The organism is Autumnicola aciditolerans, assembly GCF_041679265.1.
In the GTDB taxonomy this organism is placed as follows: domain Bacteria; phylum Bacteroidota; class Bacteroidia; order Flavobacteriales; family Flavobacteriaceae; genus Autumnicola.
The window spans coordinates 26,141-47,910 of record NZ_JBGFSM010000019.1; the positions used below are offsets into that span (position 1 = coordinate 26,141).

A 21,770-nucleotide genomic window follows, 5' to 3' on the forward strand; every position below is an offset into this window, starting at 1 on the left:
ACACAAATACATGCATGCTAAAATTTATTACAGGTTTAACATGTAGGGATCAAATTTTTAACGCCCGTAACATTTCCCGCTTTCCCGGTGGCCCCGATAGTTTTTCAACTTTAAAGCCCACTTTTATCATTGCCCTCCTCACACTGCCCTTAGCGGCGTAGGTGACCAATACTCCGCCTGGCTGCAATGCCTCATACATTTTTTGAAAGATTTCTTCAGACCATAAATGGGGTTGAACCCGGGCGCCAAAGGCATCAAAATAGATTAAATGATACAGGCAAGTATCTTCAATTTCCTCAAATTTTTTCTTCTGCTTTTTCAGCTGAAAATAGTGGGAAACAGCAATTGCTTTCTCCCACCGGATGTGATGCATCTGCATGAACTCTTCTTTAAAGTCTTCTGCCACGAGCATTTCAGGATAATTTAGTAGCGCAATTTCAGGTGAAGAAACGGGATATGCCTCTACCCCGGTGTAATTTATTTTCTTCTGAAGCTTTGCTGCTTCCAAAAAAGTAATAAAGGCATTTAAACCCGTCCCAAAACCTATTTCCAGGATGTTCAGTGCGTCTATTTTAGTTCTTTCCAGGTAATAATGAAGCCCCATTTTAATAAAAACGTGCTGTGCTTCCTGCACCGCCCCATGGCGGGAATGATATTGTTCGTCCCATCCCGGAAGATGTATAGTTACCGAACCATCTGCTGTGGTTATAATTTTTCTTTCCAACCTTTATTTCTTTATAAGCACTCCTTCAGCCAGGAAAGATCTTCTTTTCTCCGGATGGTTAATGGCCGCAATTTGAGCTTCAGATTTTCCGGCATCTTTTGCCAGATGTTTAAGTTCTTCAACCTCCACTTCCTCCACAAATGCCTTTCCCTGAACGATTACTTCCCGGTTTTCAATAGCTTTCGGCACAAAAAAAGCATAGTCTTTAAATTTTACCATTACCTCTTCTTTTCCCGGCATTTTAAGCGTCATCCAACAGCCTTTCATTTTACAAACACTTACCACACGAGTCTTAAAACTCACCTGCATACTATCTCCAACCTGCAGGTTATTATAATGTTCCTCCATTTTAGCCGCGGTTAAAACTTCTTCCGCTTCAATCTCTTCCCCATAAGCTTCATAAGCTGGATGGCTTTCCCTCTTTTGAGCAGAAACTTTAATATTCATACCAAATATTAGGAGCGCTAAAAAAAGACTAAATATGAATTTTTTCATTCTAATAGTTTTTAAATGTATCTACGGGAAATCCAAATTTACCAAAACTTTAGATTTTGATTCTGTTTTAATTTGGGTAAATTTGTGGATATAAACTTAGAGCAATGAAAACCGACACCACTACTGTAGATATCCACAAGACCACAAAGTCTAAAATTGAAAATGTTGATTTTAACAATCTTGTCTTTGGCCAGGTGTTTACAGATCATATGATGGTGTGTGATTATAAAAACGGGGAATGGCAAACTCCTCGGATAAGGCCTTATGGACCATTGGAGCTGGACCCTTCTGCCAAAGTGTTCCATTATGGACAGGCAGTTTTTGAGGGAATGAAAGCTTTTAAGGATGAAGAGGATAAAATATGGCTCTTTAGACCTGAGAAAAATTTTGAACGTATCAATAAATCCAGTGAGCGGCTGGCAATTCCTGCATTTCCGAAGGATTATTTCTTTACGGGAATGGAGGAGCTTTTAAAGCTTGAGAGGGACTGGATCAAAAAAGGCTTCGGGAATTCTCTGTATATAAGGCCTTTTGTTATTGCTACTGAAGCCGGCGTCTCTGCAGCGCCTTCAAAGGAATATAAATTCATGATTATTTGCTCTCCTGCACAGGCTTATTACAGCGGTGAGGTGAGAGTGCAGTTTTCAGAAAAATACAGCCGTGCTGCCGATGGAGGAGTTGGTTTCGCTAAGGCTGCCGGAAATTACGCCGCACAGTTTTATCCTACAAACCTTGCCAAAGAGGAAGGTTTCCAGCAAATCGTATGGACCGATGCCAGTACCCATGAATATTTGGAAGAAGCAGGAACTATGAACATATTCTTCAGGGTTGGAGACAAACTTATTACCGCTCCAACAAATGACAGAATCCTGAATGGAGTGACCAGGGATTCTGTGATTGCCCTGGCAAAAGAATTTAACATAGAAACCGAGGTAAGAAGGGTGACCGTGAAGGAAATAGTAGAAGCAGCACAATCTGGTGAATTAAAAGAAATGTTTGGATCAGGAACAGCTACCGTTATTAATCCTATCCTTGGTTTTGGCTATGGAGGCGAGAAATATGAGCTTCCTAAAATGGAAGATACTTATGCCACATTCTTTAAAGATAAGCTTACCAAAATCCAGTACAACCAGGCTGAAGATAAGTTTGGCTGGAGATATCTGGTAGAGTAAATCGCAAACAACAGCTTGTGGATAAGGAAGAGAGTCTTTTTTTATTCAGATAGAAAGGTTAGAGGGAACTCTCCTGCTGGATGACGAAAAAAACCACCTGTAGGATTGGATTTATAAAATTAAATTTTTCAGATAAATGGCGTACCATTTTCTACCATCCATCCGGCTTTCTTCTAAGGTGGTAACATTAGGCGAAGACTTAAAGTTACAGGAAAACCACCTTTATTTTGCAAGGCCCATATTTTATAGTTTTACTAAAATTCTGTTCCTTTAAAAATACCTTTAATATCTGGTTTTATATAATCTGGACCCTTTAAAACTTTACCGTCTTCACGGTACACGGGTTTGCCATCTGCTCCAAGTTTACTCATATTACTGGCTTGTATGGCATTAAAAACTTCTTCTATCTTATGCTGCATTCCATGCTCTATGATTGTACCGCAAAGTATGTAGAGCATATCACCCAGGGCATCGGCTACTTCAATAAGGTCTTTGTTTCGTGCCGCCTGCAGGTATTCTTCATTTTCTTCTTTCATAAGATTAAAGCGTAACAATTCTTTATTGGTTCCCAGGGAAGCCACGGGATTTTTTCCAACTCCCAGTCCAAAGGCCTGGTGAAATTCCTGTACTGCAGCTATTGCTTTCTTCATAAATAAGAGATTTTCTGGTGTTTTTAAAAGATAAGCTAAGCACTAAGTACTGCCAGGTCTGCTTTAAAAGCTTAACTTTGCGCAAAAATAAAGAAAATGTTCAGCACAGGACAACTGGTTTTTGCAGGCCTTTTTATAGTTGCTTTTGTAACCATTATTGCTATTAGTTATAGAAGAGATATCGCATTGCATAAAAAATACTACAGAGGAAGTATTTTTGTACTGGTAGGATTTATTGCTTTTATACTTCTTCTTTTTCTGATCAAAATACTTCTGAAGCATTAGGAAACAGAGGAAGTTACCTACAAAAATTACGGAAATTAATTATCTTAGCTCTTATTAAATCCCAACACGCATGAAAATCTTCAAATATCTCCTCTTCCTTATCCTTATTCTTATCATTGGAACATCTATTTATGTTGCTACTTTAAACGGAGATTTTCAGATTGAAGAAACCAAAATTATTAACGCTCCAAAAGAGGTTGTATTTAACGAAATAAATGAGCTGAGAAACTGGCAGGATTGGGAGCCATGGAGCGGTGAGGCCGAGGACATGATTCTTAATTACAGTGACAACACTAGCGGCGAGGGAGCTTCCTATTCCTGGAAAAGTGAAAAAATGGGTAATGGAGCCATAACCACAACAAAGGTAAATCCTTTTTCTTCCATTCAGCAGGAAATTACTTTGGACGCCGCTTTTGGGGAATCTCAAAATGAGGTTTACTGGAAGCTGGAGAAAGTGGAAAATGGAACACAGGTAACCTGGGGCATGAAGGGAGAACAAAGCTTTATGGAGAAGGCCGCTTTTATGTTTCGGGAGGAGAGCCTTTCTGAAATGATGCAGCCGAGATTTGCTAAAGGCCTGCAAAACCTGAGCGCAGCCATAGAAAAGAAAATGGATGTGTATGCGATTAGCGTAGATGGAATCACCCAGCATGGCGGAGGATATTATATGTATACCACCACTGCCAGTAAAGTGAGCCAGATCAATGAAAAAATGGGCAATATGATTGAAGATATTGCGGCCTATATGGACCAGAACAACATTGAAAGAACCGGAAATCCATTTGTGCTATATAATGAATGGAACCAAGAAAACAATTCTGCCATATTTTCTGCGGCTTACTTTACTCCCAACGAAGTAATTACTCCCGCTGAAAGTCCGGTCCTTACAGGGTATATGCCAAATCAAAAAGTGGTAAAAACTACTTTAAAAGGAAATTATGATAATCTACAGGAAGCCTGGGATAAAGCTTATGCCTTTATTCAGCAAAATAATTTGCAGCTATCTGAAGAAGGCAAAGCTTTTGAAGTTTACCTCACCGGGCCTGAAAAAAGCAAGAACCCGGCAGAATGGTTAACTTCCATCTATATTCCCGTGCAGTAAAAACATCTCATGAAAAGTGCCGTTTTAGTATTTTTGGGAGGAGGGTTAGGAAGCATCCTGCGCTATTATTTGAGCAAACTTTTAAATAATTCTGCTGTTTCCCAAATTCCATTTGGCACCTTAACGGCAAATATATTTGGCAGTTTATTCATAGGCTTTCTTTTTGGATTAAGCCTTAAGCACCAAAATCTTAATCAGGGAATTTCTTTATTCTTTGCAGTAGGCTTCTGTGGAGGCTTCACCACCTTTTCTACTTTTGCCCTTGAAAATCAGGCATTCTTAAGAACAGGAGATTACCTGAATTTTCTTCTATATACTTCCGGAAGCCTTGTAGCAGGTATTTTGGCGGTATTCCTGGGAATATATCTTTCGCGGCTCACCTGATATTTTGCAATTCCACCATTTTGTCCTGAAGTATGAACAACAGGATAAATTAATTTTTACTTCAAGTTTCTGCTAACTAGTTCAATTCTATCATTTTCAGGCAGGTTACTACAGCAGGATTAACCCTATTACTCGAAAATTTAGCTTAAACCATAAAATTATCTATAATGAAGCGGGAATTTAGCCTGCTTTAAATCAACACCCTTAAAATAATAGGGGTAATAATTCTTAATTTCGTAAAAATACTGTGGCACCCCTCTTAAAATAGGGGTATTTAAGATAATTTTATAAATTTGGTCAAAGTCTTAATGAAAAATTATGAAAAAAATTGAAGCGATTATTCGTAAGTCAAAATTTGACGAAGTTAAAAAAGCATTGCACGAGACCGATGTGAATTTTTTTAGCTACTGGGATGTCACCGGTGTTGGAAACGAAAAACGTGGCCGGGTTTACCGGGGGGTCTCATACAGTACTTCAGATATTCAGCGGAGGATGATCTCTGTAGTAGTTTCTGATGAATTCCTTGAAAGAACCGTAAAGGTAATTCTTGAAGCAGCACATACCGGCTCTGTAGGTGACGGGAAAGTGTTTGTAAGTACTCTAGAAGAAGCTTATCGAATAAGAACAAAAGAATCTGGAGGAGACTCCCTTATATAATCTGACTAACTAACAAAATAACCAAAAATATTATGGAAGTAAACGCTGTTTTAGACTTAATGTGGATCGTAGTCTGCGGAATACTGGTGTTTTTCATGCAGGCCGGGTTTACCCTTGTGGAAGTAGGTTTTACCCGTGCAAAAAATACCGGAAATATTATTATGAAAAATCTTATGGACCTTGCAATAGGTTCGCTTGGGTTTTGGATCATTGGATACACCATTATGTATGGTGAAGATGTGGGAAGCTTTATAGGTGTACCAGAACTTTTTTATTCGGTGCAGGATGATATGCACAATTTGTTTTTCCAGACCGTGTTTTGCGCTACGGCTGCAACAATAGTATCTGGAGCGATCGCAGAGAGAACAAAATTTTCAACATACTTAATTTTTTCATTAATTATCACTACTGTAATTTATCCAATTTCCGGGCACTGGGTGTGGCAGGGAGAGGGCTGGCTTACCAGTCTTGGATTTATTGATTTTGCAGGTTCTACCGTTGTACACTCCGTAGGAGGTTGGGCAGCTTTAGTGGCAGCAACTCTTGTAGGGCCAAGAATAGGAAAATATGTAGATGGCAAGTCCACCGCAATTCCGGGCCACAACATGCTATATGGCGCATTAGGTGTATTTATACTATGGCTGGGCTGGTTTGGTTTTAACCCTGGCTCTGAGCTGGCAATTTCAGGAGACAGTGCCAACAACGTTGCGGGAATTGTGATAACCACCAACCTGGCTGCAGCAGCCGGAGCGGTAACTTCTCTCTTCGTCACCTGGATGAAGTACGGAAGAGCAGATGTTTCTATGACATTAAACGGCGCCCTTGCCGGTCTTGTGGGAATCACTGCAGGCTGTGCGGCGGTTACACCCGGCGGAGCGGCCATTATTGGCGTTATCTCGGGAATAGTGGTTGTATTTTCTATTGAATTTATAGATCAGGTCTTAAAAGTAGATGATCCGGTTGGAGCAATTTCTGTACATGGAGTTGTTGGTGCTGTAGGAACATTATGTGTGGGGCTTTTTGCAACAGATGGCGGCCTCTTTTATGGTGGCGGCTTTGGCCAGTTAGGAGTACAGGCCATTGGCGTAGTGGCCATTGGTGCCTGGGCCATGATCACCGCTTTTATAGTTTTATTTATTCTGAAGAAAACTATTGGACTTCGCGTAACTGAAAAAGAAGAACTTGAAGGATTGGATATGCACGAACACGGGATAGATTCTTATCCTGAATTTGGAAGCAATCTGGACAAATAATAAAGTGAAAAAGAAACGGAGCGTTTGGCAGAACGCTCCGTTATTAATCACTTCACAATTTCAACAATTGATTAGTCTCTTTTCAATTGGTTACTAACTAACATTTAAACCAAATTATTAAGCAATCTCATTATGAAAGTAATTACAACTCCAAAATTAATGAAATTTCTACTCTTTGTAGTAGCAGGTTTCACAGGTTTCCAATCTTCAGCACAGGAAGATGAAGAAGAAACAGCCGGATGGGTCCTTAGCGGAAGCGTTGATACCTACTTCAGGGCCAATTTTAACGGCCTCAACAAGTACGAATATAATGATGGCGGCGATATTATTGCCGGCCCGCAGGCTCCAGCCTCCTCTTTTGCAGATAATCCAGGTTTTGCCATAGGTATGGCCAATGTTATCCTGGGATATGAAGGTGAAAAAGTAGGTTTTGTGGCAGACCTTGTTTATGGGCCCCGGGGGGAAGACGCGGTTTTCCTATCGGTAGGTTCCAGTAATATTGTTAACCAGTTGTATGTGTATTATAAAGTAAATGATGCGCTCACATTTACCCTGGGTAACTGGAATACTTATTTAGGATATGAAGTAATTTCCCCAGCCGCGAATTTTAACTATTCCACTTCATATATGTTTTCTTACGGACCATTTTCACATACCGGCCTGAAAGCAGACTTCAGCTTTGATGATAACTGGACAGGAATGCTGGCAATTATGAACCCAACTGACTGGACCGAATTTAATCCCTACGGAAAGTATTCTTTTGGCGGGCAATTAGGATATTCTAACGATGCGGGTAGTGCTTACCTGAATTTACTTTATGGCGAGCAGTCCCCGGTTTCAGATGAAGCTACTTTCCAGATAGATCTTACCACCGGATGGGACCTTAGCGACATGTTTTATTTAGGATTGAATACTACTTACAACACTACCGATGGAGAAGGGTTTTATGGAGCGGCCTTATACCCGCAGCTGCAGACTTCAGAAAATTTTGCTATAGGGCTAAGAGCTGAATATTTTAAGGAACTGGAAGACGGAGGGCCTGTTTACGGTGCAGATGTAGAAGCATTGGATTTCACTTTAACCGGGAACTATACCATTGGAAACCTCATCATAAAACCTGAATTAAGGCTGGACAGTATCTCTGAAGATGTATTTGTGGATACCGATTTAAACCCGAATGATAATCTTTCTTCTTTCGTGCTTGCCGCTATTTATGCGTTCTAACACATTATTTTTTATATGATTTTACACCGGCAACTATTTCTGTATCCAAATGATTCTCCTCAGGAGGTATGGGGCAGGAATAGTTGCCGCTATAAGCGCAGTAAGGATTATAGGCTTTGTTAAAATCTAAAATTATGGAATCACCCTCCGGTATCCTTAGATCCATATACCGTCCACCGGAGTAGGTGGTTTCACCATTAGTTTCATCAGTAAAAGGAATAAACAGGTAATCATATAATTCAGGATCTGATAAAAATGACTGGTTCTGGTACACGTTCAGTTTTCTTTCCTTCCCATTCAGAAAAAAATACAACTCCCCGTACTTCACATAAACAGGTTCCCTGCTGGTGGTAGTTGGCATTACAAAAGGAGCCTCTCCCGGGGTTTTTACAAAATCAGCTTCCACGGCATAAGCCGTGTCAATCTCAAAAAAATCTAAGCCTTCAAATCTTTTAATATCTTCTTCGGAAAGTGGAGATTCTTCAGGGTTCCTGAATTCTTCATTCAAATGTTCCTGATATTCTCTTGCGCTCTGCAACTCTTCTGAAGCCTGGCCATAACCGCAGACACAAATCAGCAATAACAGCAGGGATATTTGTTTTTTCATAACAGCAATTTTCTCAGGTCGAAATTAAAAAATAAAAAGCTAATAAAATTTAGTATAATTTTGGAGCAATATTTTCAAAATGCTGTCTTCAATTTTTCGTGCTTATATTGGCTCTTTTGGCGACCTGAGGAAAGAAGTATGGTTTCTTGCCCTCATTACTCTTATCAATAGGGCAGGCACTATGGTGATCCCGTTTCTCTCGCTTTACCTCACCAAAAGCAAAAGTTTTTCGCTTGAAGAAGTTGGCTGGATTTTAACTTTCTTCGGAATTGGCTCTGTGGCAGGTTCCTGGCTTGGCGGGAAACTTACAGATACCATTGGCCATTACAAAACCATGGCCGCCAGCCTGATTTTTTCTTCGGTATTATTTGTGCTCCTGCAATATCCGCAATCGTTCTGGGGAATTTGCATAGGTGTATTTTTGGTAATGCTGGTGGCAGATACCTTCAGGCCGGCCGTTTTTGTGGCGATAAGCGCCTATAGCAAACCTCAAAACCGAACCCGCTCGGTAACTTTAATAAGGCTCGCCATTAACCTTGGATTCTCTGTTGGGCCTGCCATTGGCGGCTCTATAATTGCAGGCGCAGGTTACGCGGGCTTATTTTGGGTAGACGGGATTACCTGCCTGCTCGCAGGTATTTTACTGCTGAAGTTACTTCATCCTAAAAAAGCGATCGCAAATGCTGCTGAAGTAAACCTGAAGCCACAATCTGTTTTAAAAGATAAACCTTACCTGCTTTTTATTGCCGCCATGGTATTATTCGGTTTTGTGTTCCTGCAATATTTTTCTACAGTGCCGCTGTTTTACGCCCAGGTGCACCGGCTTAGTGAATTAGAAATTGGAATACTGTTAGGACTTAACGGATTTTTAATTTTTCTTCTGGAAATGCCCTTTATTAAATTTCTGGAAATTAAAAGACGTTCTGCCATTACCTATGTAAGTTTTGGTGCAGCGCTTGCCGGCCTTAGCTTTTTAGCAATGAATCTGGGACAATGGGTTGGAGTGCTGGTTATCGGGATGATCTTGCTTACCATTGGCGAAATGATAGCCTTCCCTTTTTCCAATACCTTTGCCCTCCAACGCGCAGATAAAGGAAGGCAGGGTTCTTATATGGCATTTTATAGTATCGCATTTTCCATTAGCCATATTTTTGGCCATAATTCCGGGATGCAACTTATAAATAGATTTGGCTTTACCTTTACCTGGAACGTTATGATTTTGCTGGCTGTACTGTCCTGCACGCTGCTATTTTGGCTTAAATTTATTCTGAAAAAAGAAACTAATTAGGCTCTTCTGTTTCAACCTGGTAATATTTAGAACGTCCCAGGTATTTGTTTATAAGGTTATTATACTCCGGGCTTAGTTGTAAATCCAGGATCCCGGGAATAGTATAAAGAGCTTCAAAATCATCAAAGCCTGTTTTTAGCAAATCTTCAAGGTAGAGCAAAGCAGTATCATAATCGCCATCATGACCTGCAAGGCTAATAATCTCCAGATAGGCTTCCGGATCTTGTTTATCCAGCACCGTCCTTAGCACACTGGTAAAGATCTTCGTATTAATATTAATATTTCTATCCTTAACTATGGACAGATAACGTTGCCGGGTAACGCTCTTTAAGAAGCCTTCGAGTCGCGTTGCCATTTGCACCTCTGCCATACTACCTTCTTTTTCTATGCGATGTAGCTCGTCAATTTGGTAAGCCCACCAGCCTATATTATCAAAATTAGCCGTGGCAAGATCATTTTCGAGAAAATAAAGATAATCTTCCCTATGCATCTGCTCCTCATTTTCAAGCGTCCTTATCTCCCGGCGCTGTTTTCTAAAAGCTCTTGTTCTGCGAAGTTCTTTTCTTTTTTCTTTTAAAGTATCTTCAAACCTTTCATAATCCTCATATTTTTCCTCCAGCTGCTCCAGTTTTTGATAAGAAGCGTAATATTCACGGGTTCTTCGCAATCTTTCAGCATATCCCAGTTCTGTATTAAACATGTCATTTATTAACGTAGGAGTTGAAGGTCTCCTCCCCTCCTTTATGGCTTGTAAAGTGAAACCACTAACGGCATTAGAAATAACGGTTTCTTCCGGCCATTCACCAGCAGGTTCTGTATAATATCCTATTTCCGCAGGAAAATCCCGTTTTTTAAAAAACCTTGTAAAATCTTCTAATTGCGCCTTCTGAAAATCTTCCTTACTTACCAAAGCACTAAATATAAATTTATCTGCTTTCGCGAGGTATTCAGGATTGATAACCGCGTCTCCTATAGCCAGCACCCCATGTAACTGATTAAAAACCATTGGAATTGCTGAAGCCACCTGCGCTCCTTCCTCCAGTCCGGCAGCATAGGTTAATTTGGTATCTATGGGAATTAACTGCAGCACACTTCCTACCATTTTCAAGGCTTCGGTAAGGTTAGATTTAAGAGAATCCTGCTGGAATTTGGTGTTGGAAGCTGCAATAATGTAGGACTGTTCCTCGGCTACCCTACGAAACAATTGTGCTGCAAGTATGCCACGGCCTTTTGGATCAAAAACAAAAATTACCGGATTTGGCTTTCCGGCGTCAACAGATTGCGGAATATATAAGGCATAAGTACCAGAAATACTATCCTGTACAGGAATGGAATCTGTAACCCTGCCTTTAAGAATTCGCATCTCCTGGGCTCCCGCCGTACCAGCAAGCATCAACAGCAGGATATTTAAAATCCAAAAACCTTTTTTCATGAGCACGCTTTGCAGTAAATATAAAAAAAAGCCTTTACCCTAGGGTAAAAGCTTTTCATTTGTCTGGTTTAAAAATTGAAAATCATTATTTATTTCTCACCCTCTTCAGCCTTAACTTTTGCTGCTGAGCCTGTTCTGAAAACAAGATGCTTGCCAAGACGCTCACAATTAACAAATCTGCAACTATTAGAAATGCTATTCTCACTGCCGCGATCCCATTAAAACTTATTCCTGAAAACCCAATAATTCCCGTTATTACCGCAATTACCAGATAAAGTAAAATCTTTTTCATAGCTCTTTTTTAACAAATATAATCTCTTGAACACCTATATTTTCTAAAATAAATTACAATTACCAGTTATTTAACGAGAAAATCTCAAATAATCCATTAAATGTTAAAAATTGTTCCTAAAGCTCCTTAATTCTGTGAAATCCTGCAATTGGTTATCTTTATACAAAATTTGCAATTGAATAACTATTCTAAACATAAAGGCCATTCTGAAGATTTTTTTGGAGATTACAGGGATTTCTGGTGGAACAAGGCTTTTCTGGATCTTACTGCCAGAAGACTTCAGCTTAAAAAAATTGGTAGCATGCTGGATGTGGGATGTGGCAAAGGCCACTGGACACGCATTATGGTTCCCTATTTAAGTGAAGATGCTGAAATTACAGCGGTAGATAATGATAAAAAATGGCACCTCTCAAACCCGGAGCTGGAATTTTACTTTAAAAACCGTCAGCAAAATTTCACTCTTATGGGGGCAGATGCGCAGGATTTACCATTCCCTGATCACAGTTTTGAACTGGTGACCTGCCAGACCGTGCTTATTCATCTGCCGGAGCCTAACAAAGCCCTGAAGGAAATGAAGAGGGTATTAAAAAAAGGCGGATTGCTCCTTTGTGTGGAACCTAATAATATCGTGCAAAGCCTGGTGAAGAACTCTCTGTCCAAAAATGATTCTCTGGAGGAAACACTGGACCATATAAAATACCGGCTCATTATAGAAAAAGGAAAGCGAAAATTGGGGAGGGGAGATAATTCTCTGGGGGACCTGCTCCCGGGGATGTTTGCTATGGAAGATTTAAAAGATATTGAAGTTCGCCTTTCAGATAAAGCAATAGCCATGTATCCGCCTTACGACACTAAAGAACAGGTAGCCACCGTAAAACAATGGATGAGTGGCGGTTCATGGAAGTCTGAAACCCAAAAAGACATCGATTTTTTTAGTGCGGCTGGAGAGGAATATATGCCATTTTACTTTGAATACCAGGAGCGTTATAAATCCCGGGATGAGCATATTATAGGAGCACTGCAAAGGGAACAATACCATGCTGCCGGGGGTTCTTTAATGTATCTTGTAAGTGGAAGAAAATAAATTAATTATTAACCGGCCATGGTTTTGGAACCGGCGCATCTTCAATAACATTAGATAGCACAATATGCGTTTTGGTCTCTCCGTAAGTGATCATCCTGTCAATGAATGCCTCCAGGTGAGCCTGGTCATGCAGGACTACTTCCATAATAATATTTTCATTTCCGGTAATACGATAGCAGTTAATAATTTCCTGAAATTCCTTAACTTTTTCCAGAAAAGCTTTTAACCTCCCCATAAATGCGCGCAGGGTAATAATTGCTTTTAGCTGGTGCCCAGCCTGGCGGTAAGAAATTTCGGTTCTGTAACCCTGGATAAGCCCCGCATCTTCCATTTTCTTAATCCTCTCGGATACCGCGGGAGAACTTATACCCACTTTTCTTCCAATTTCAGCATTTGTAGACCTGGCATTGGCCTGCAGGATGGCTAGAATTTCCCAGTTGATTTTGTCGACTTTCATTTTAAAGAAATTTAGCTGTATTTAAAATGTTTTTAAAGTTAATCATATTATTTGCTTTAAAATCAATATCTATAAAAGTTTTCTTGTGATTAAATTTGGTAGAGAAACCACTAAAACCTATTTGCAAGATGTGCTCTGTACCAGAAAGTAACGCTTCGCCTTCGCCTATATACCAAAAGGCTATGGAAATTTTTAGGCTTTCCAGAAGTATTTCTGAATATTTGGTCCAGGATCTTAGCCATTTGCAAAGAAACGGGCAGGAAAATCCGTATATTTATTTTTCCGGAGATATCGTTCAGCAATCTGTTTCGCTTGCGCCGGAAATTTTAAAAGCGGAAAGCAAAATTTTTTCTGAAGAACGGCACCCTCATTTTGCATCCCTAAACCGATTAATCCATCTCTTGCATAAAAACTGTGATCGTCTTGAACTTTCCAACAGCAATGGCAGTGAATTTCTAAAGTTGTTAAGAACAGAGCTCAAAAAATTCAGGAAACTACAACGCATCTGGATGTTACAGATGTAGTGATGTTCTCCCGGCTAATTTACTTTAGAAAAACGTATATTAATTTCCGCCTATACCTGGTCAAAAAAGGCTATGTGAATACCTTCAATAAACATATTGGTACCAATAATTGCAATAATAAGCCCCATTATTTTTTCGATCACCACAATCTTATTCTGTCCGATAAGCCTCACCAGGTAATCGCTTGAAATGAATGCCAGATGATTTAGCCACATGATTAGCCCGAACATTAAAATTATAACCAGCATATCTAAATATCCTGCGGTAGTGGTATAATTTACGGCGGTAACTATAGTCCCCGGGCCTGCCAGAATAGGAATTGCCAGAGGAGAAATGGAAATTCCCTCGTTAAAGTCAATTTCAGTTTGGTTATCTATACTGGACTGTTGCGCCCTTATCATCTCGAAACCTACGAAAAACACCAGGATCCCACCGGTAATTTTAAAAGCCGGAATAGTTAGCCCGAACAGCTGAAAAATATATTTCCCAAGAACCACAAACCCCGTTACAATTACAAAAGCAGTGAAAGTAGCCTTTTTGGAAATAAATTTTTTCCTTTTCCCATCGGCCTGCTTGGTAAGGCTTAAGAAAATAGGCATATTCCCTACCGGATTGTTAATCGCAAAAAACGCGGTAAATGCTCCTATGGCATATAACCAGATATTCTCCATTTTTTTACCTTTTGAGGTACAACAATTTATTCAAAAATTCAGTCTGCAAATGTAGAAGGAAAGTTGGAACTGCATCACCCCGGATCCACTTTCTTTTTTAAAAAAACTATGAAAAATTCGAGTTAAGATTTTATGGAAAATCCTGCAAAGTATTTTTCCCACAGCTCCCGGCCATAATATTCCTACAAGGTTTTGTAAACCTTGCAGGATTTGGAATTATGTAGTTTATTCCTATAATTATGAATGATGAATAACTCCCATTTGAGCCTACATATTTCTCCGGTACTGCCCTCCTACTTCAAACAAAGCCCTGGTGATCTGGCCCAGAGAACAAACTTTTGTAGCCTGCATTAAAACTGCAAATAAATTGTCATTATTTACAGCGGCATCCTTCAGTTTTTCTAAAACATCATCGGCCTTTGTTCCTTTAGCTTTATGTAAAGTGGTAAGGGTTTTTATCTGGTGTTGCTTCTCTTCTTCAGTTGCACGTATCACTTCTCCCGGGGTTACGGTTGGGGAACCGGTGGAACTCAGGAAGGTGTTTACCCCAATAATGGGAAAATCGCCATTATGCTTAAGGGTTTCATAGTAAAGGCTTTCTTCCTGAATTTTCCCCCGCTGGTACATGGTTTCCATCGCACCAAGGACTCCTCCCCTTTCCGTAAGCCTGTCAAATTCCAGTAAAACTGCTTCTTCAACAAGATCGGTAAGTTCTTCAATAATAAAAGAACCCTGGATTGGATTTTCATTTTTGGCAAGGCCCAGCTCCTTATTAATAATAAGCTGGATGGCCATTGCCCGTCTTACAGAGGCTTCGGTAGGTGTGGTGATCGCCTCGTCGTAAGCGTTGGTATGCAAAGAGTTACAGTTATCATAAATCGCGTAAAGTGCCTGCAGGGTGGTACGAATATCATTAAAATCTATTTCCTGCGCATGTAAAGAACGCCCGGAAGTCTGGATATGATATTTAAGCATTTGCGCCCTTGGATTGGCGCCGTACTTATGTTTTAGCGCCTTAGACCAGATTTTTCTGGCCACGCGCCCAATTACGGCATATTCAGGATCTATCCCGTTGGAGAAAAAGAAGGATAAATTTGGCCCGAATTTATTGATATCCATCCCGCGGCTCAGGTAATATTCCACATAAGTAAAGCCATTTGCCAGTGTAAAAGCCAGCTGTGTAATTGGATTTGCTCCTGCTTCGGCAATATGATATCCCGAAATGGAAACCGAATAGAAATTACGTACTTTCTCTTCAATAAAATATTCCTGCACATCTCCCATTAATCTCAGCGCAAATTCCGTAGAAAAAATACAGGTATTCTGGGCCTGGTCTTCTTTAAGGATATCTGCCTGCACTGTACCTCTTACAGAACTTAAGGTTTTTTGCCTTATTTCCTCATAAACCTCTGCCGGAAGTATTTGATCTCCGGTAAGTCCAAGCAGCATTAAACCAAGGCCATTATTCCCCTCGGGCAATTCTCCTTTATAAGAAGGCCGGTCAATATCATTATCGTCGTAAAGCTCTTTCAGCTTGGCTTCAACTTTATCTTCTAAACCATTTTCTTTAATATATTTCTCACATTGCTGATCTATAGCCGCATTCATAAAAAATCCAAGCAGCATTGGTGCCGGGCCATTAATCGTCATACTTACTGAAGTGAGTGCATTGGAAAGATCGAAACCGGAATATAGTTTTTTCGCATCATCAAGGCAGCAGATAGAAACCCCCGCGTTGCCAATTTTTCCGTAGATATCGGGACGGTGATCGGGATCATTTCCATACAGCGTAACCGAATCGAATGCAGTGGAAAGCCTTTTTGCAGGCAATCCTAAGCTCACGTAATGAAACCTGCGGTTGGTGCGCTCCGGCCCGCCTTCTCCGGCAAACATCCTGGTTGGATCTTCTCCCTGCCTTTTAAAAGGGTAAAGCCCGGCAGTATATGGAAATTCTCCCGGCACATTCTCCTGAAGGCACCATTTTAAAACATCGCCCCAGGCTTTGTATTTTGGTAAGGCAACGCGGGGAATTTTGGTGTGGGAAAGCGACTCGGTATGGGTTTCGATTTTTATCTCCTTATCACGGACTTTAAAAGAATAAACTGGCTGCTTATATTTATTTACTTTTTTATCCCAGCCCAGAATCATCTCCCAGTTGTAAGGATCAAGATCCATTTTTACACGATCAAACTCTTTTTTAAGCAGCCCGGTAAATTCTTTATTTTCTTCGGAAGTGGAATCTTCAAGGGCCTCTTCTTCAATTCCATATTTATCCAGCCCGGGTTTTGTTTCGGTAACGCTTTCCAGGGTTTTATAAATTCCGTAGAGCTTTTGAGCAATTTCCGACTGCGACTTTGCTTTTTCATCATAGCTCCGGTTATTTTCTGCTATTTCTGAAAGGTAACGCGTACGTTTGGGCGGAATTACAAAGATTTTCTCGCTCATTTCCCTGGAAATCTCGAAAGTGGAATTCAATTGTGAATTTGTTTTTTCATCAATTTTATCCATGATTTTTTTATAGAGCGTATTCATTCCGGGATCGTTAAACTGGGAGGCAATGGTCCCAAAAACCGGAAGTTTTTCTACATCTTCGTGCCACAAGCCATGATTACGCTGATATTGTTTCTTCACATCCCGAAGTGCATCCTGTGCTCCTCTTTTATCGAATTTATTGATCGCCACCAGATCGGCAAAATCCAGCATATCGATCTTCTCCAGCTGTGTGGCTGCACCAAACTCTGGCGTCATCACATAAAGGGAAACATCAGAATGATCTAAGATTTCGGTATCAGATTGCCCGATACCAGAAGTTTCCAGGATAATAAGGTCATAGCCGGAAACCTTTAAAATGTCTACCGCTTCCGCAACATATTTGGATAACGCGAGATTGGACTGCCGCGTAGCAAGCGAACGCATATAAACCTGCGGACTATTAATAGAATTCATCCTGATGCGGTCTCCAAGCAAGGCTCCGCCCGTTTTTTTCTTGGAAGGATCTACGGAAACAATCCCTATATTTTTTTCAGGAAAATCAGACAGGAAACGTCTTACCAGCTCATCTACAAGGCTGGATTTCCCGGAACCGCCGGTACCCGTAATTCCCAGAACAGGGATTTTGCGCTCTCCTGAAGTTTTGATCTTAGAGAAATGCTTTTGAAATTCGTCGTGGTTATTTTCAGCAAGGGAAATCAGCCTGGAAATGGTATTTACATCCTTTTCCTTTAATAATTTTTCAACATTTTCTTTCTTCTGAAGTGGTGGTGTGGGCTCATCTACCCGCTTCACCATATCGTTGATCATCCCCTGAAGCCCCATTTCACGCCCATCATCGGGCGAATAAATACGGTCAATCCCGTAATCCATCAACTCTTTAATTTCTTCAGGCAGGATTACGCCACCGCCGCCGCCAAAAATTTTAATATGGCAGGCTTCTTTTTCCTGAAGCAGGTCATGCATATATTTAAAATATTCATTGTGGCCCCCTTGGTAAGAAGTCATCGCGATGGCGTTGGCATCTTCCTGGATAGCACAGTTTACCACCTCTTCCACACTGCGGTCATGGCCAAGGTGAATCACTTCTACGCCGGTGGACTGGATGATACGCCGCATAATATTAATGGCGGCATCATGGCCGTCAAAAAGAGAGGCTGCAGTAACAATTCTTATTTTATTCTTAGGAGTATAGGGCTTCTGTTGTTCCATTTCTAATGATATCAAATTTTTGATGCTGCAATTTACGAAAATTGTAAAATTAAGCAGGCTTTCCTGATAATTGTACAATCTTTATTCCGTACTCCACAAGGCAGTTTCAAATTCAGTAATTTTAAAGCCACAACATTATGGTATGTCTAAAATTACGCTGCTTATTCACTGCCCCGATACTTCCGGAATCATATCACAGGTCACTTCTTTTTTTCACAAGCATAAAGGTAATATAATCTATATCGATCAATATGTAGATATAGAGAATAAGATCTTTTTTATGCGGCTTGAAGGGGAATTCAGTATAGAAATAAATATTCCCGGGTTTAAAGAGCAATTTAGAAGCGAAATAGGGGAACCTTACCAGATGTCCTGGCAAATATATTCTGCAGGTGCACCTTTAAAAATGGCAATTTTTGTATCCAAATATGATCATTGCCTGTATGATATCCTGGGCAGGTATAAGTCTGCGGAATTGGATGTAGACATACCAATGATCGTTAGTAATCATGCAGACCTGGAGCCCATAGCCAAAAGTTTTGGAATTCCTTTTTATCATATTCCGGTAGAAAAAGGCAAAAAAGCTGAAGCCGAAACGAAACAACTGGAGCTTCTGGAAAAAGAAAATATTGATTTTATCGTGCTGGCGAGGTATATGCAAATTGTATCGAACGATCTTATTGACAAATTTCCTAACCGTATTATCAATATCCACCATTCTTTTTTACCAGCCTTTGCGGGTGCCAAACCGTATCATTCGGCATACAAAAGAGGGGTCAAAATTATTGGCGCCACCTGCCATTATGTAACTGCTGAACTTGATGCCGGGCCTATTATTGAACAGGATATTACCAGGATCTCTCACAGCCACTCCATTAAAGATCTTATTTTAAAAGGAAGAGACTTGGAAAAAATCGTGCTTGCACGTGGAATAAAACTTCACGTGGAACGAAAAACCCTTACGTATAACAATAAAACTATAATTTTTACCTGAAATTACTAAATCAAGGCTCATTTCCTACAATTTAAGTTTCATTATATTTGAAAAAAAGCAATTATGAAAAAGTATTTATCCCTTTCCCTTTTATTTATCCTCACCTCCTGCGCAGAATTACAGGATATTGCAAGCCAGCTTCCAGAAAGCGGCTATGGAGTAAGCAATACGGAAATTGCCTCCGGATTACGCCAGGCCTTAAATTTTGGAATTGACAAACAGGTTACTAAACTGGCGGAGCAAAACGGCTTTTTCAGCAATGAACTGGTAAGAATAGGATTACCGCCGGAACTGCAAAAAGTAGACAAGACTTTAAGGGATGTAGGACTTGGTTCGCTGGCCGATGAAGGTTTAAGGGTTCTAAATCGTGCTGCGGAAGATGCGGTACAGGAAGCTACTCCTATTTTTGTAAATGCCGTGCAGGAAATCACTTTTACCGATGCCCGGAATATCCTCTTAGGCGAAGATAATGCCGCCACTAATTATCTTCTAAATAAAACAGAATCTCAGCTTTATTCAAAATTTAATCCTGTTATTCAAAATTCATTAGACAAGGTTGGAGCGAACCAGGTATGGAGCAATATCATCCAAAAATATAACAGCATTCCACTTACCAATAATGTAAATCCCGATCTTACAGATTATGTTACCAAAGAAGCTTTGAACGGGGTATATACTATGATAGCAGTTGAGGAAAAGCAAATAAGAGAGCAGGCTGCTTCACGTACCACCGAGCTTTTAAGAAGAGTTTTCGCCCTACAGGATTAACAGGCAATTCTTAACAGAATCATATTTTTTTAACACAAAAGTGGAATTTTAAAAATAATCTTACCAGAACCTTAACTAGTATTTAGTAATTATTACCCATCTTGCTATATATCTTTGTAAAGTGAAGAAATGTAAGAAGAACTATGTTTAAGATTTTTCAACAAAAAAATAAAGAAGAGCGGCTTTGTGATAAATATAAAGAACTTATGCACCGCGCCTATAAAGCCGCTTTATATGATAAAGAAAAGAGTGACAAATTAAATTCCCGGGCAAAAAAAATTCTTTGGGAACTAAGGAGATTAAACTATCGCGAGATAGACGCATGGTCCTGAAGCCCGGCAAAATAATCCATTGCCTTTACCAAACGGCTGCCATACCAGCTAAAATATTCTCCATCTACCAAAATTACTTCCGCCTTTAAAGAATCAAAGATCTGTTTATGCTTTTCCTTAAATGGGAAAGGTTCCGAAGAAAGCAATATAACTTCAGGCTGCAATTCTTCCAGTTTTTCCAAATTAATTTCCGGATAGCGTCCTTCAACTATATTATCGAGCTTATTAAGCTTTAAGAGTGTATTTATAAAAGTATTAGTTCCTGCCAGTATTAAGGGTTTCTTCCAGATAAAATAGGCAGTTCTTTCGGCCTGTCTCCCTTGCAGCTTTTTTACGAGGACCTCCTTTTTCTTCTCAATTTCAGCAATTAATTTTTCAGCTTCCAGATTTTTGCCAAAGAGGTTTCCATATTGACGCATAAGCTCGAAGGCATCTTCCAGGGTTACAATATCTGAAACATGGACCGGCGCAATTTTTTCCAGGTTGGCAACCATTTCCTCGGTATTTTCTTCTTTATTACAAAGAATAAGATCTGGCTTAAGCGCTTTGATTTTCTCCAGGTGTATGGTTTTTGTACCTCCCACCACTTTCTTTTCCTTCCGAAGAGTTTTAGGATGTACACAAAATTTTGTAATTCCGACTAATGCAGACTTTAAGCCAAGATCTACCAACAATTCGGTTTGACTGGGCACCAGCGAAACAATGCGTTTGGGAGTTTCGGGAATTTCGATCTTTCTATGAAGCTGATCTGTAAATTCCATATTCGAGATATTTAAAGTTGCTTTAGCTCCTGTGCCATTTGTTGCTGAAGCACTTCAGCTTTGGCACCGGCTATTTCAGCAAAATTTGAAGAATCTGAAGCATAAATTATTTTTCTTGCTGAATTCACCAAAAGCCCAACATTTTTATTCATTCCGTATTTACATACCTCTTCCAGCTTGCCACCCTGAGCGCCAACTCCCGGTACCAGCAAAAAATTATCAGGAATTATTTTCCGTATCTCTTTAAGATATTCGGCTTTGGTCGCGCCAACCACATACATCAGGTTCTCCGAATTTTTCCAGGTTTTAGAAATTTTCAGCACCTGCTTATACAATTCAAAACCCTCAATTTTTTTGGCTTGAAAGTCAAAAGCGCCTTCATTAGAAGTTAGGGCAAGCAAAATGGTATGCCTGTTTTGAAACTCGAGAAAAGGTTCTACAGAATCCTTACCCATGTAAGGAGCCACGGTAACCGAATCGAAACCCATATCCTGCAGAAAAGTTTTGGCGTACATACGTGAAGTATTGCCAATATCCCCCCGCTTGGCATCTGCGATGGTATAAATTTCCGGATACTCATTATGCAGATAGTCCACAGTTTTTTGAAGCGCTTTCCAGCCCTCTATTCCGCAGGCTTCATAAAAGGCGGTATTGGGTTTATAAGCCACGGCAAAACCCTGCGTGGCATCGATAATGGCTTTATTAAAGGCGAAAATAGGATCTTCTTCAGAAAGAAGATAAGTGGGGATTTTCTCTAAATCTACGTCCAGGCCAACGCATAAAAAAGATTTCTTCTTATGTATTTGTTTAATAAGCTCTTCAGTAGACATTATGAATTATGAATTATGAATTATGAATTATGAATTATGAATTATGAATTATGAATTATGAATTATGAATTATGAATTATGA

24 protein-coding genes are annotated in these 21,770 nt (G+C 40.0%); 13 read left to right on the top strand and 11 right to left on the bottom strand.

The window, feature by feature from the left end:
* Positions 1 to 49 precede the first annotated feature (49 nt).
* Positions 50 to 724 carry a tRNA (5-methylaminomethyl-2-thiouridine)(34)-methyltransferase MnmC2 gene (gene mnmC2 / locus AB8M93_RS16780; RefSeq protein ID WP_373059822.1) on the bottom strand — a complete coding sequence of 225 codons (675 nt, stop codon included), beginning with the start codon at positions 722 to 724 and terminating at the stop codon, positions 50 to 52.
* 3 nt (positions 725 to 727) lie between these two features.
* Positions 728 to 1,219 carry a DUF4920 domain-containing protein gene (locus AB8M93_RS16785; RefSeq protein WP_373059824.1) on the bottom strand — a complete coding sequence of 164 codons (492 nt, stop codon included), beginning with the start codon at positions 1,217 to 1,219 and terminating at the stop codon, positions 728 to 730.
* A 104-nt stretch (positions 1,220 to 1,323) separates the two neighbouring features.
* Between AB8M93_RS16785 and AB8M93_RS16790 the strand changes: the two genes are divergently transcribed.
* Positions 1,324 to 2,391, top strand: a complete 1,068-nt coding sequence (locus tag AB8M93_RS16790) for a branched-chain amino acid aminotransferase (protein WP_373059826.1) — start codon at positions 1,324 to 1,326, stop codon at positions 2,389 to 2,391.
* A gap of 254 nt (positions 2,392 to 2,645) precedes the next feature.
* Here the strand turns inward: AB8M93_RS16790 and AB8M93_RS16795 are convergent, their stop codons facing one another.
* Positions 2,646 to 3,041 carry a pyrophosphohydrolase domain-containing protein gene (locus tag AB8M93_RS16795; protein ID WP_373059828.1) on the bottom strand — a complete coding sequence of 132 codons (396 nt, stop codon included), beginning with the start codon at positions 3,039 to 3,041 and terminating at the stop codon, positions 2,646 to 2,648.
* A 96-nt stretch (positions 3,042 to 3,137) separates the two neighbouring features.
* Between AB8M93_RS16795 and AB8M93_RS16800 the strand changes: the two genes are divergently transcribed.
* The 6 genes from AB8M93_RS16800 (at position 3,138) to AB8M93_RS16825 (ending at position 7,946) form a co-directional block, all read left to right on the top strand.
* Positions 3,138 to 3,326, top strand: coding sequence for a hypothetical protein (locus AB8M93_RS16800; protein ID WP_373059830.1), 189 nt, complete (start codon positions 3,138 to 3,140; stop codon positions 3,324 to 3,326).
* Positions 3,327 to 3,396: 70 nt separating this feature from the next.
* Positions 3,397 to 4,428 (top strand): SRPBCC family protein, encoded by a 1,032-nt coding sequence (locus AB8M93_RS16805; protein ID WP_373059832.1) that lies wholly within the window; start codon positions 3,397 to 3,399, stop codon positions 4,426 to 4,428.
* A 9-nt stretch (positions 4,429 to 4,437) separates the two neighbouring features.
* Positions 4,438 to 4,812, top strand: coding sequence for a fluoride efflux transporter CrcB (crcB, locus tag AB8M93_RS16810; protein ID WP_373059834.1), 375 nt, complete (start codon positions 4,438 to 4,440; stop codon positions 4,810 to 4,812).
* Between the two features lie 318 nt (positions 4,813 to 5,130).
* Entirely contained in the window at positions 5,131 to 5,469 is a 339-nt protein-coding gene (locus tag AB8M93_RS16815; RefSeq protein WP_373059836.1) for a P-II family nitrogen regulator, read from the top strand.
* A 32-nt stretch (positions 5,470 to 5,501) separates the two neighbouring features.
* A complete protein-coding gene (locus tag AB8M93_RS16820) occupies positions 5,502 to 6,722 on the top strand; it encodes an ammonium transporter (protein WP_373059838.1) in 1,221 nt (406 codons plus the stop codon).
* A gap of 132 nt (positions 6,723 to 6,854) precedes the next feature.
* A complete protein-coding gene (locus AB8M93_RS16825) occupies positions 6,855 to 7,946 on the top strand; it encodes a porin (RefSeq protein WP_373059840.1) in 1,092 nt (363 codons plus the stop codon).
* A gap of 4 nt (positions 7,947 to 7,950) precedes the next feature.
* Here the strand turns inward: AB8M93_RS16825 and AB8M93_RS16830 are convergent, their stop codons facing one another.
* Positions 7,951 to 8,553 (bottom strand): DUF1684 domain-containing protein, encoded by a 603-nt coding sequence (locus tag AB8M93_RS16830; protein ID WP_373059842.1) that lies wholly within the window; start codon positions 8,551 to 8,553, stop codon positions 7,951 to 7,953.
* Between the two features lie 82 nt (positions 8,554 to 8,635).
* Here AB8M93_RS16830 and AB8M93_RS16835 point away from each other — a divergent pair, with 82 nt between their 5' ends.
* Entirely contained in the window at positions 8,636 to 9,841 is a 1,206-nt protein-coding gene (locus AB8M93_RS16835; RefSeq protein ID WP_373059898.1) for an MFS transporter, read from the top strand.
* Here AB8M93_RS16835 and AB8M93_RS16840 read toward each other — a convergent pair.
* Both AB8M93_RS16840 and AB8M93_RS16845 read right to left on the bottom strand, forming a co-directional pair.
* Complete coding sequence (locus tag AB8M93_RS16840; protein ID WP_373059844.1) at positions 9,834 to 11,273, bottom strand: alpha/beta hydrolase family protein; 1,440 nt, start codon at positions 11,271 to 11,273, stop codon at positions 9,834 to 9,836. The two genes, AB8M93_RS16835 and AB8M93_RS16840, sit on opposite strands and share 8 nt — an antisense overlap.
* A gap of 85 nt (positions 11,274 to 11,358) precedes the next feature.
* Complete coding sequence (locus AB8M93_RS16845; protein ID WP_373059846.1) at positions 11,359 to 11,565, bottom strand: DUF1328 domain-containing protein; 207 nt, start codon at positions 11,563 to 11,565, stop codon at positions 11,359 to 11,361.
* A gap of 175 nt (positions 11,566 to 11,740) precedes the next feature.
* Here AB8M93_RS16845 and AB8M93_RS16850 point away from each other — a divergent pair, with 175 nt between their 5' ends.
* Positions 11,741 to 12,649 carry a class I SAM-dependent methyltransferase gene (locus tag AB8M93_RS16850; protein WP_373059848.1) on the top strand — a complete coding sequence of 303 codons (909 nt, stop codon included), beginning with the start codon at positions 11,741 to 11,743 and terminating at the stop codon, positions 12,647 to 12,649.
* Position 12,650: 1 nt separating this feature from the next.
* Here the strand turns inward: AB8M93_RS16850 and AB8M93_RS16855 are convergent, their stop codons facing one another.
* Positions 12,651 to 13,106, bottom strand: a complete 456-nt coding sequence (locus tag AB8M93_RS16855) for an Lrp/AsnC family transcriptional regulator (protein ID WP_373059850.1) — start codon at positions 13,104 to 13,106, stop codon at positions 12,651 to 12,653.
* A gap of 182 nt (positions 13,107 to 13,288) precedes the next feature.
* Between AB8M93_RS16855 and AB8M93_RS16860 the strand changes: the two genes are divergently transcribed.
* Positions 13,289 to 13,630, top strand: coding sequence for a hypothetical protein (locus AB8M93_RS16860; protein WP_373059852.1), 342 nt, complete (start codon positions 13,289 to 13,291; stop codon positions 13,628 to 13,630).
* Between the two features lie 50 nt (positions 13,631 to 13,680).
* On the opposite strand, the gene AB8M93_RS16865 is transcribed toward AB8M93_RS16860, so the two are convergent.
* Both AB8M93_RS16865 and AB8M93_RS16870 read right to left on the bottom strand, forming a co-directional pair.
* Positions 13,681 to 14,301, bottom strand: coding sequence for a MarC family protein (locus AB8M93_RS16865; protein ID WP_373059854.1), 621 nt, complete (start codon positions 14,299 to 14,301; stop codon positions 13,681 to 13,683).
* Between the two features lie 267 nt (positions 14,302 to 14,568).
* Positions 14,569 to 18,003 (bottom strand): methylmalonyl-CoA mutase family protein, encoded by a 3,435-nt coding sequence (locus AB8M93_RS16870; RefSeq protein WP_373059856.1) that lies wholly within the window; start codon positions 18,001 to 18,003, stop codon positions 14,569 to 14,571.
* A gap of 142 nt (positions 18,004 to 18,145) precedes the next feature.
* On the opposite strand from AB8M93_RS16870, the gene purU reads away from it, so the two are divergent.
* The 3 genes from purU to AB8M93_RS16885 all read left to right on the top strand — a co-directional run bounded on the left by purU (position 18,146) and on the right by AB8M93_RS16885 (position 20,097).
* Positions 18,146 to 18,997, top strand: a complete 852-nt coding sequence (gene purU, locus AB8M93_RS16875) for a formyltetrahydrofolate deformylase (protein WP_373059858.1) — start codon at positions 18,146 to 18,148, stop codon at positions 18,995 to 18,997.
* Positions 18,998 to 19,060: 63 nt separating this feature from the next.
* Positions 19,061 to 19,765, top strand: coding sequence for a DUF4197 domain-containing protein (locus AB8M93_RS16880; RefSeq protein ID WP_373059860.1), 705 nt, complete (start codon positions 19,061 to 19,063; stop codon positions 19,763 to 19,765).
* Positions 19,766 to 19,908: 143 nt separating this feature from the next.
* The gene (locus AB8M93_RS16885) at positions 19,909 to 20,097 is read left to right on the top strand and encodes a Lacal_2735 family protein (RefSeq protein ID WP_373059862.1); all 189 of its coding nucleotides are present in this window, start codon (positions 19,909 to 19,911) and stop codon (positions 20,095 to 20,097) included.
* Here AB8M93_RS16885 and AB8M93_RS16890 read toward each other — a convergent pair.
* Positions 20,070 to 20,858: an ABC transporter substrate-binding protein gene (locus tag AB8M93_RS16890; protein WP_373059864.1), complete on the bottom strand. Its 789-nt coding sequence runs from the start codon at positions 20,856 to 20,858 to the stop codon at positions 20,070 to 20,072. The two genes, AB8M93_RS16885 and AB8M93_RS16890, sit on opposite strands and share 28 nt — an antisense overlap.
* Positions 20,859 to 20,869: 11 nt before the next feature.
* On the bottom strand, positions 20,870 to 21,688 hold the full coding sequence (gene pyrF, locus AB8M93_RS16895) for an orotidine-5'-phosphate decarboxylase (protein ID WP_373059866.1): 819 nt from the start codon (positions 21,686 to 21,688) through the stop codon (positions 20,870 to 20,872).
* Positions 21,689 to 21,770 lie beyond the last annotated feature (82 nt).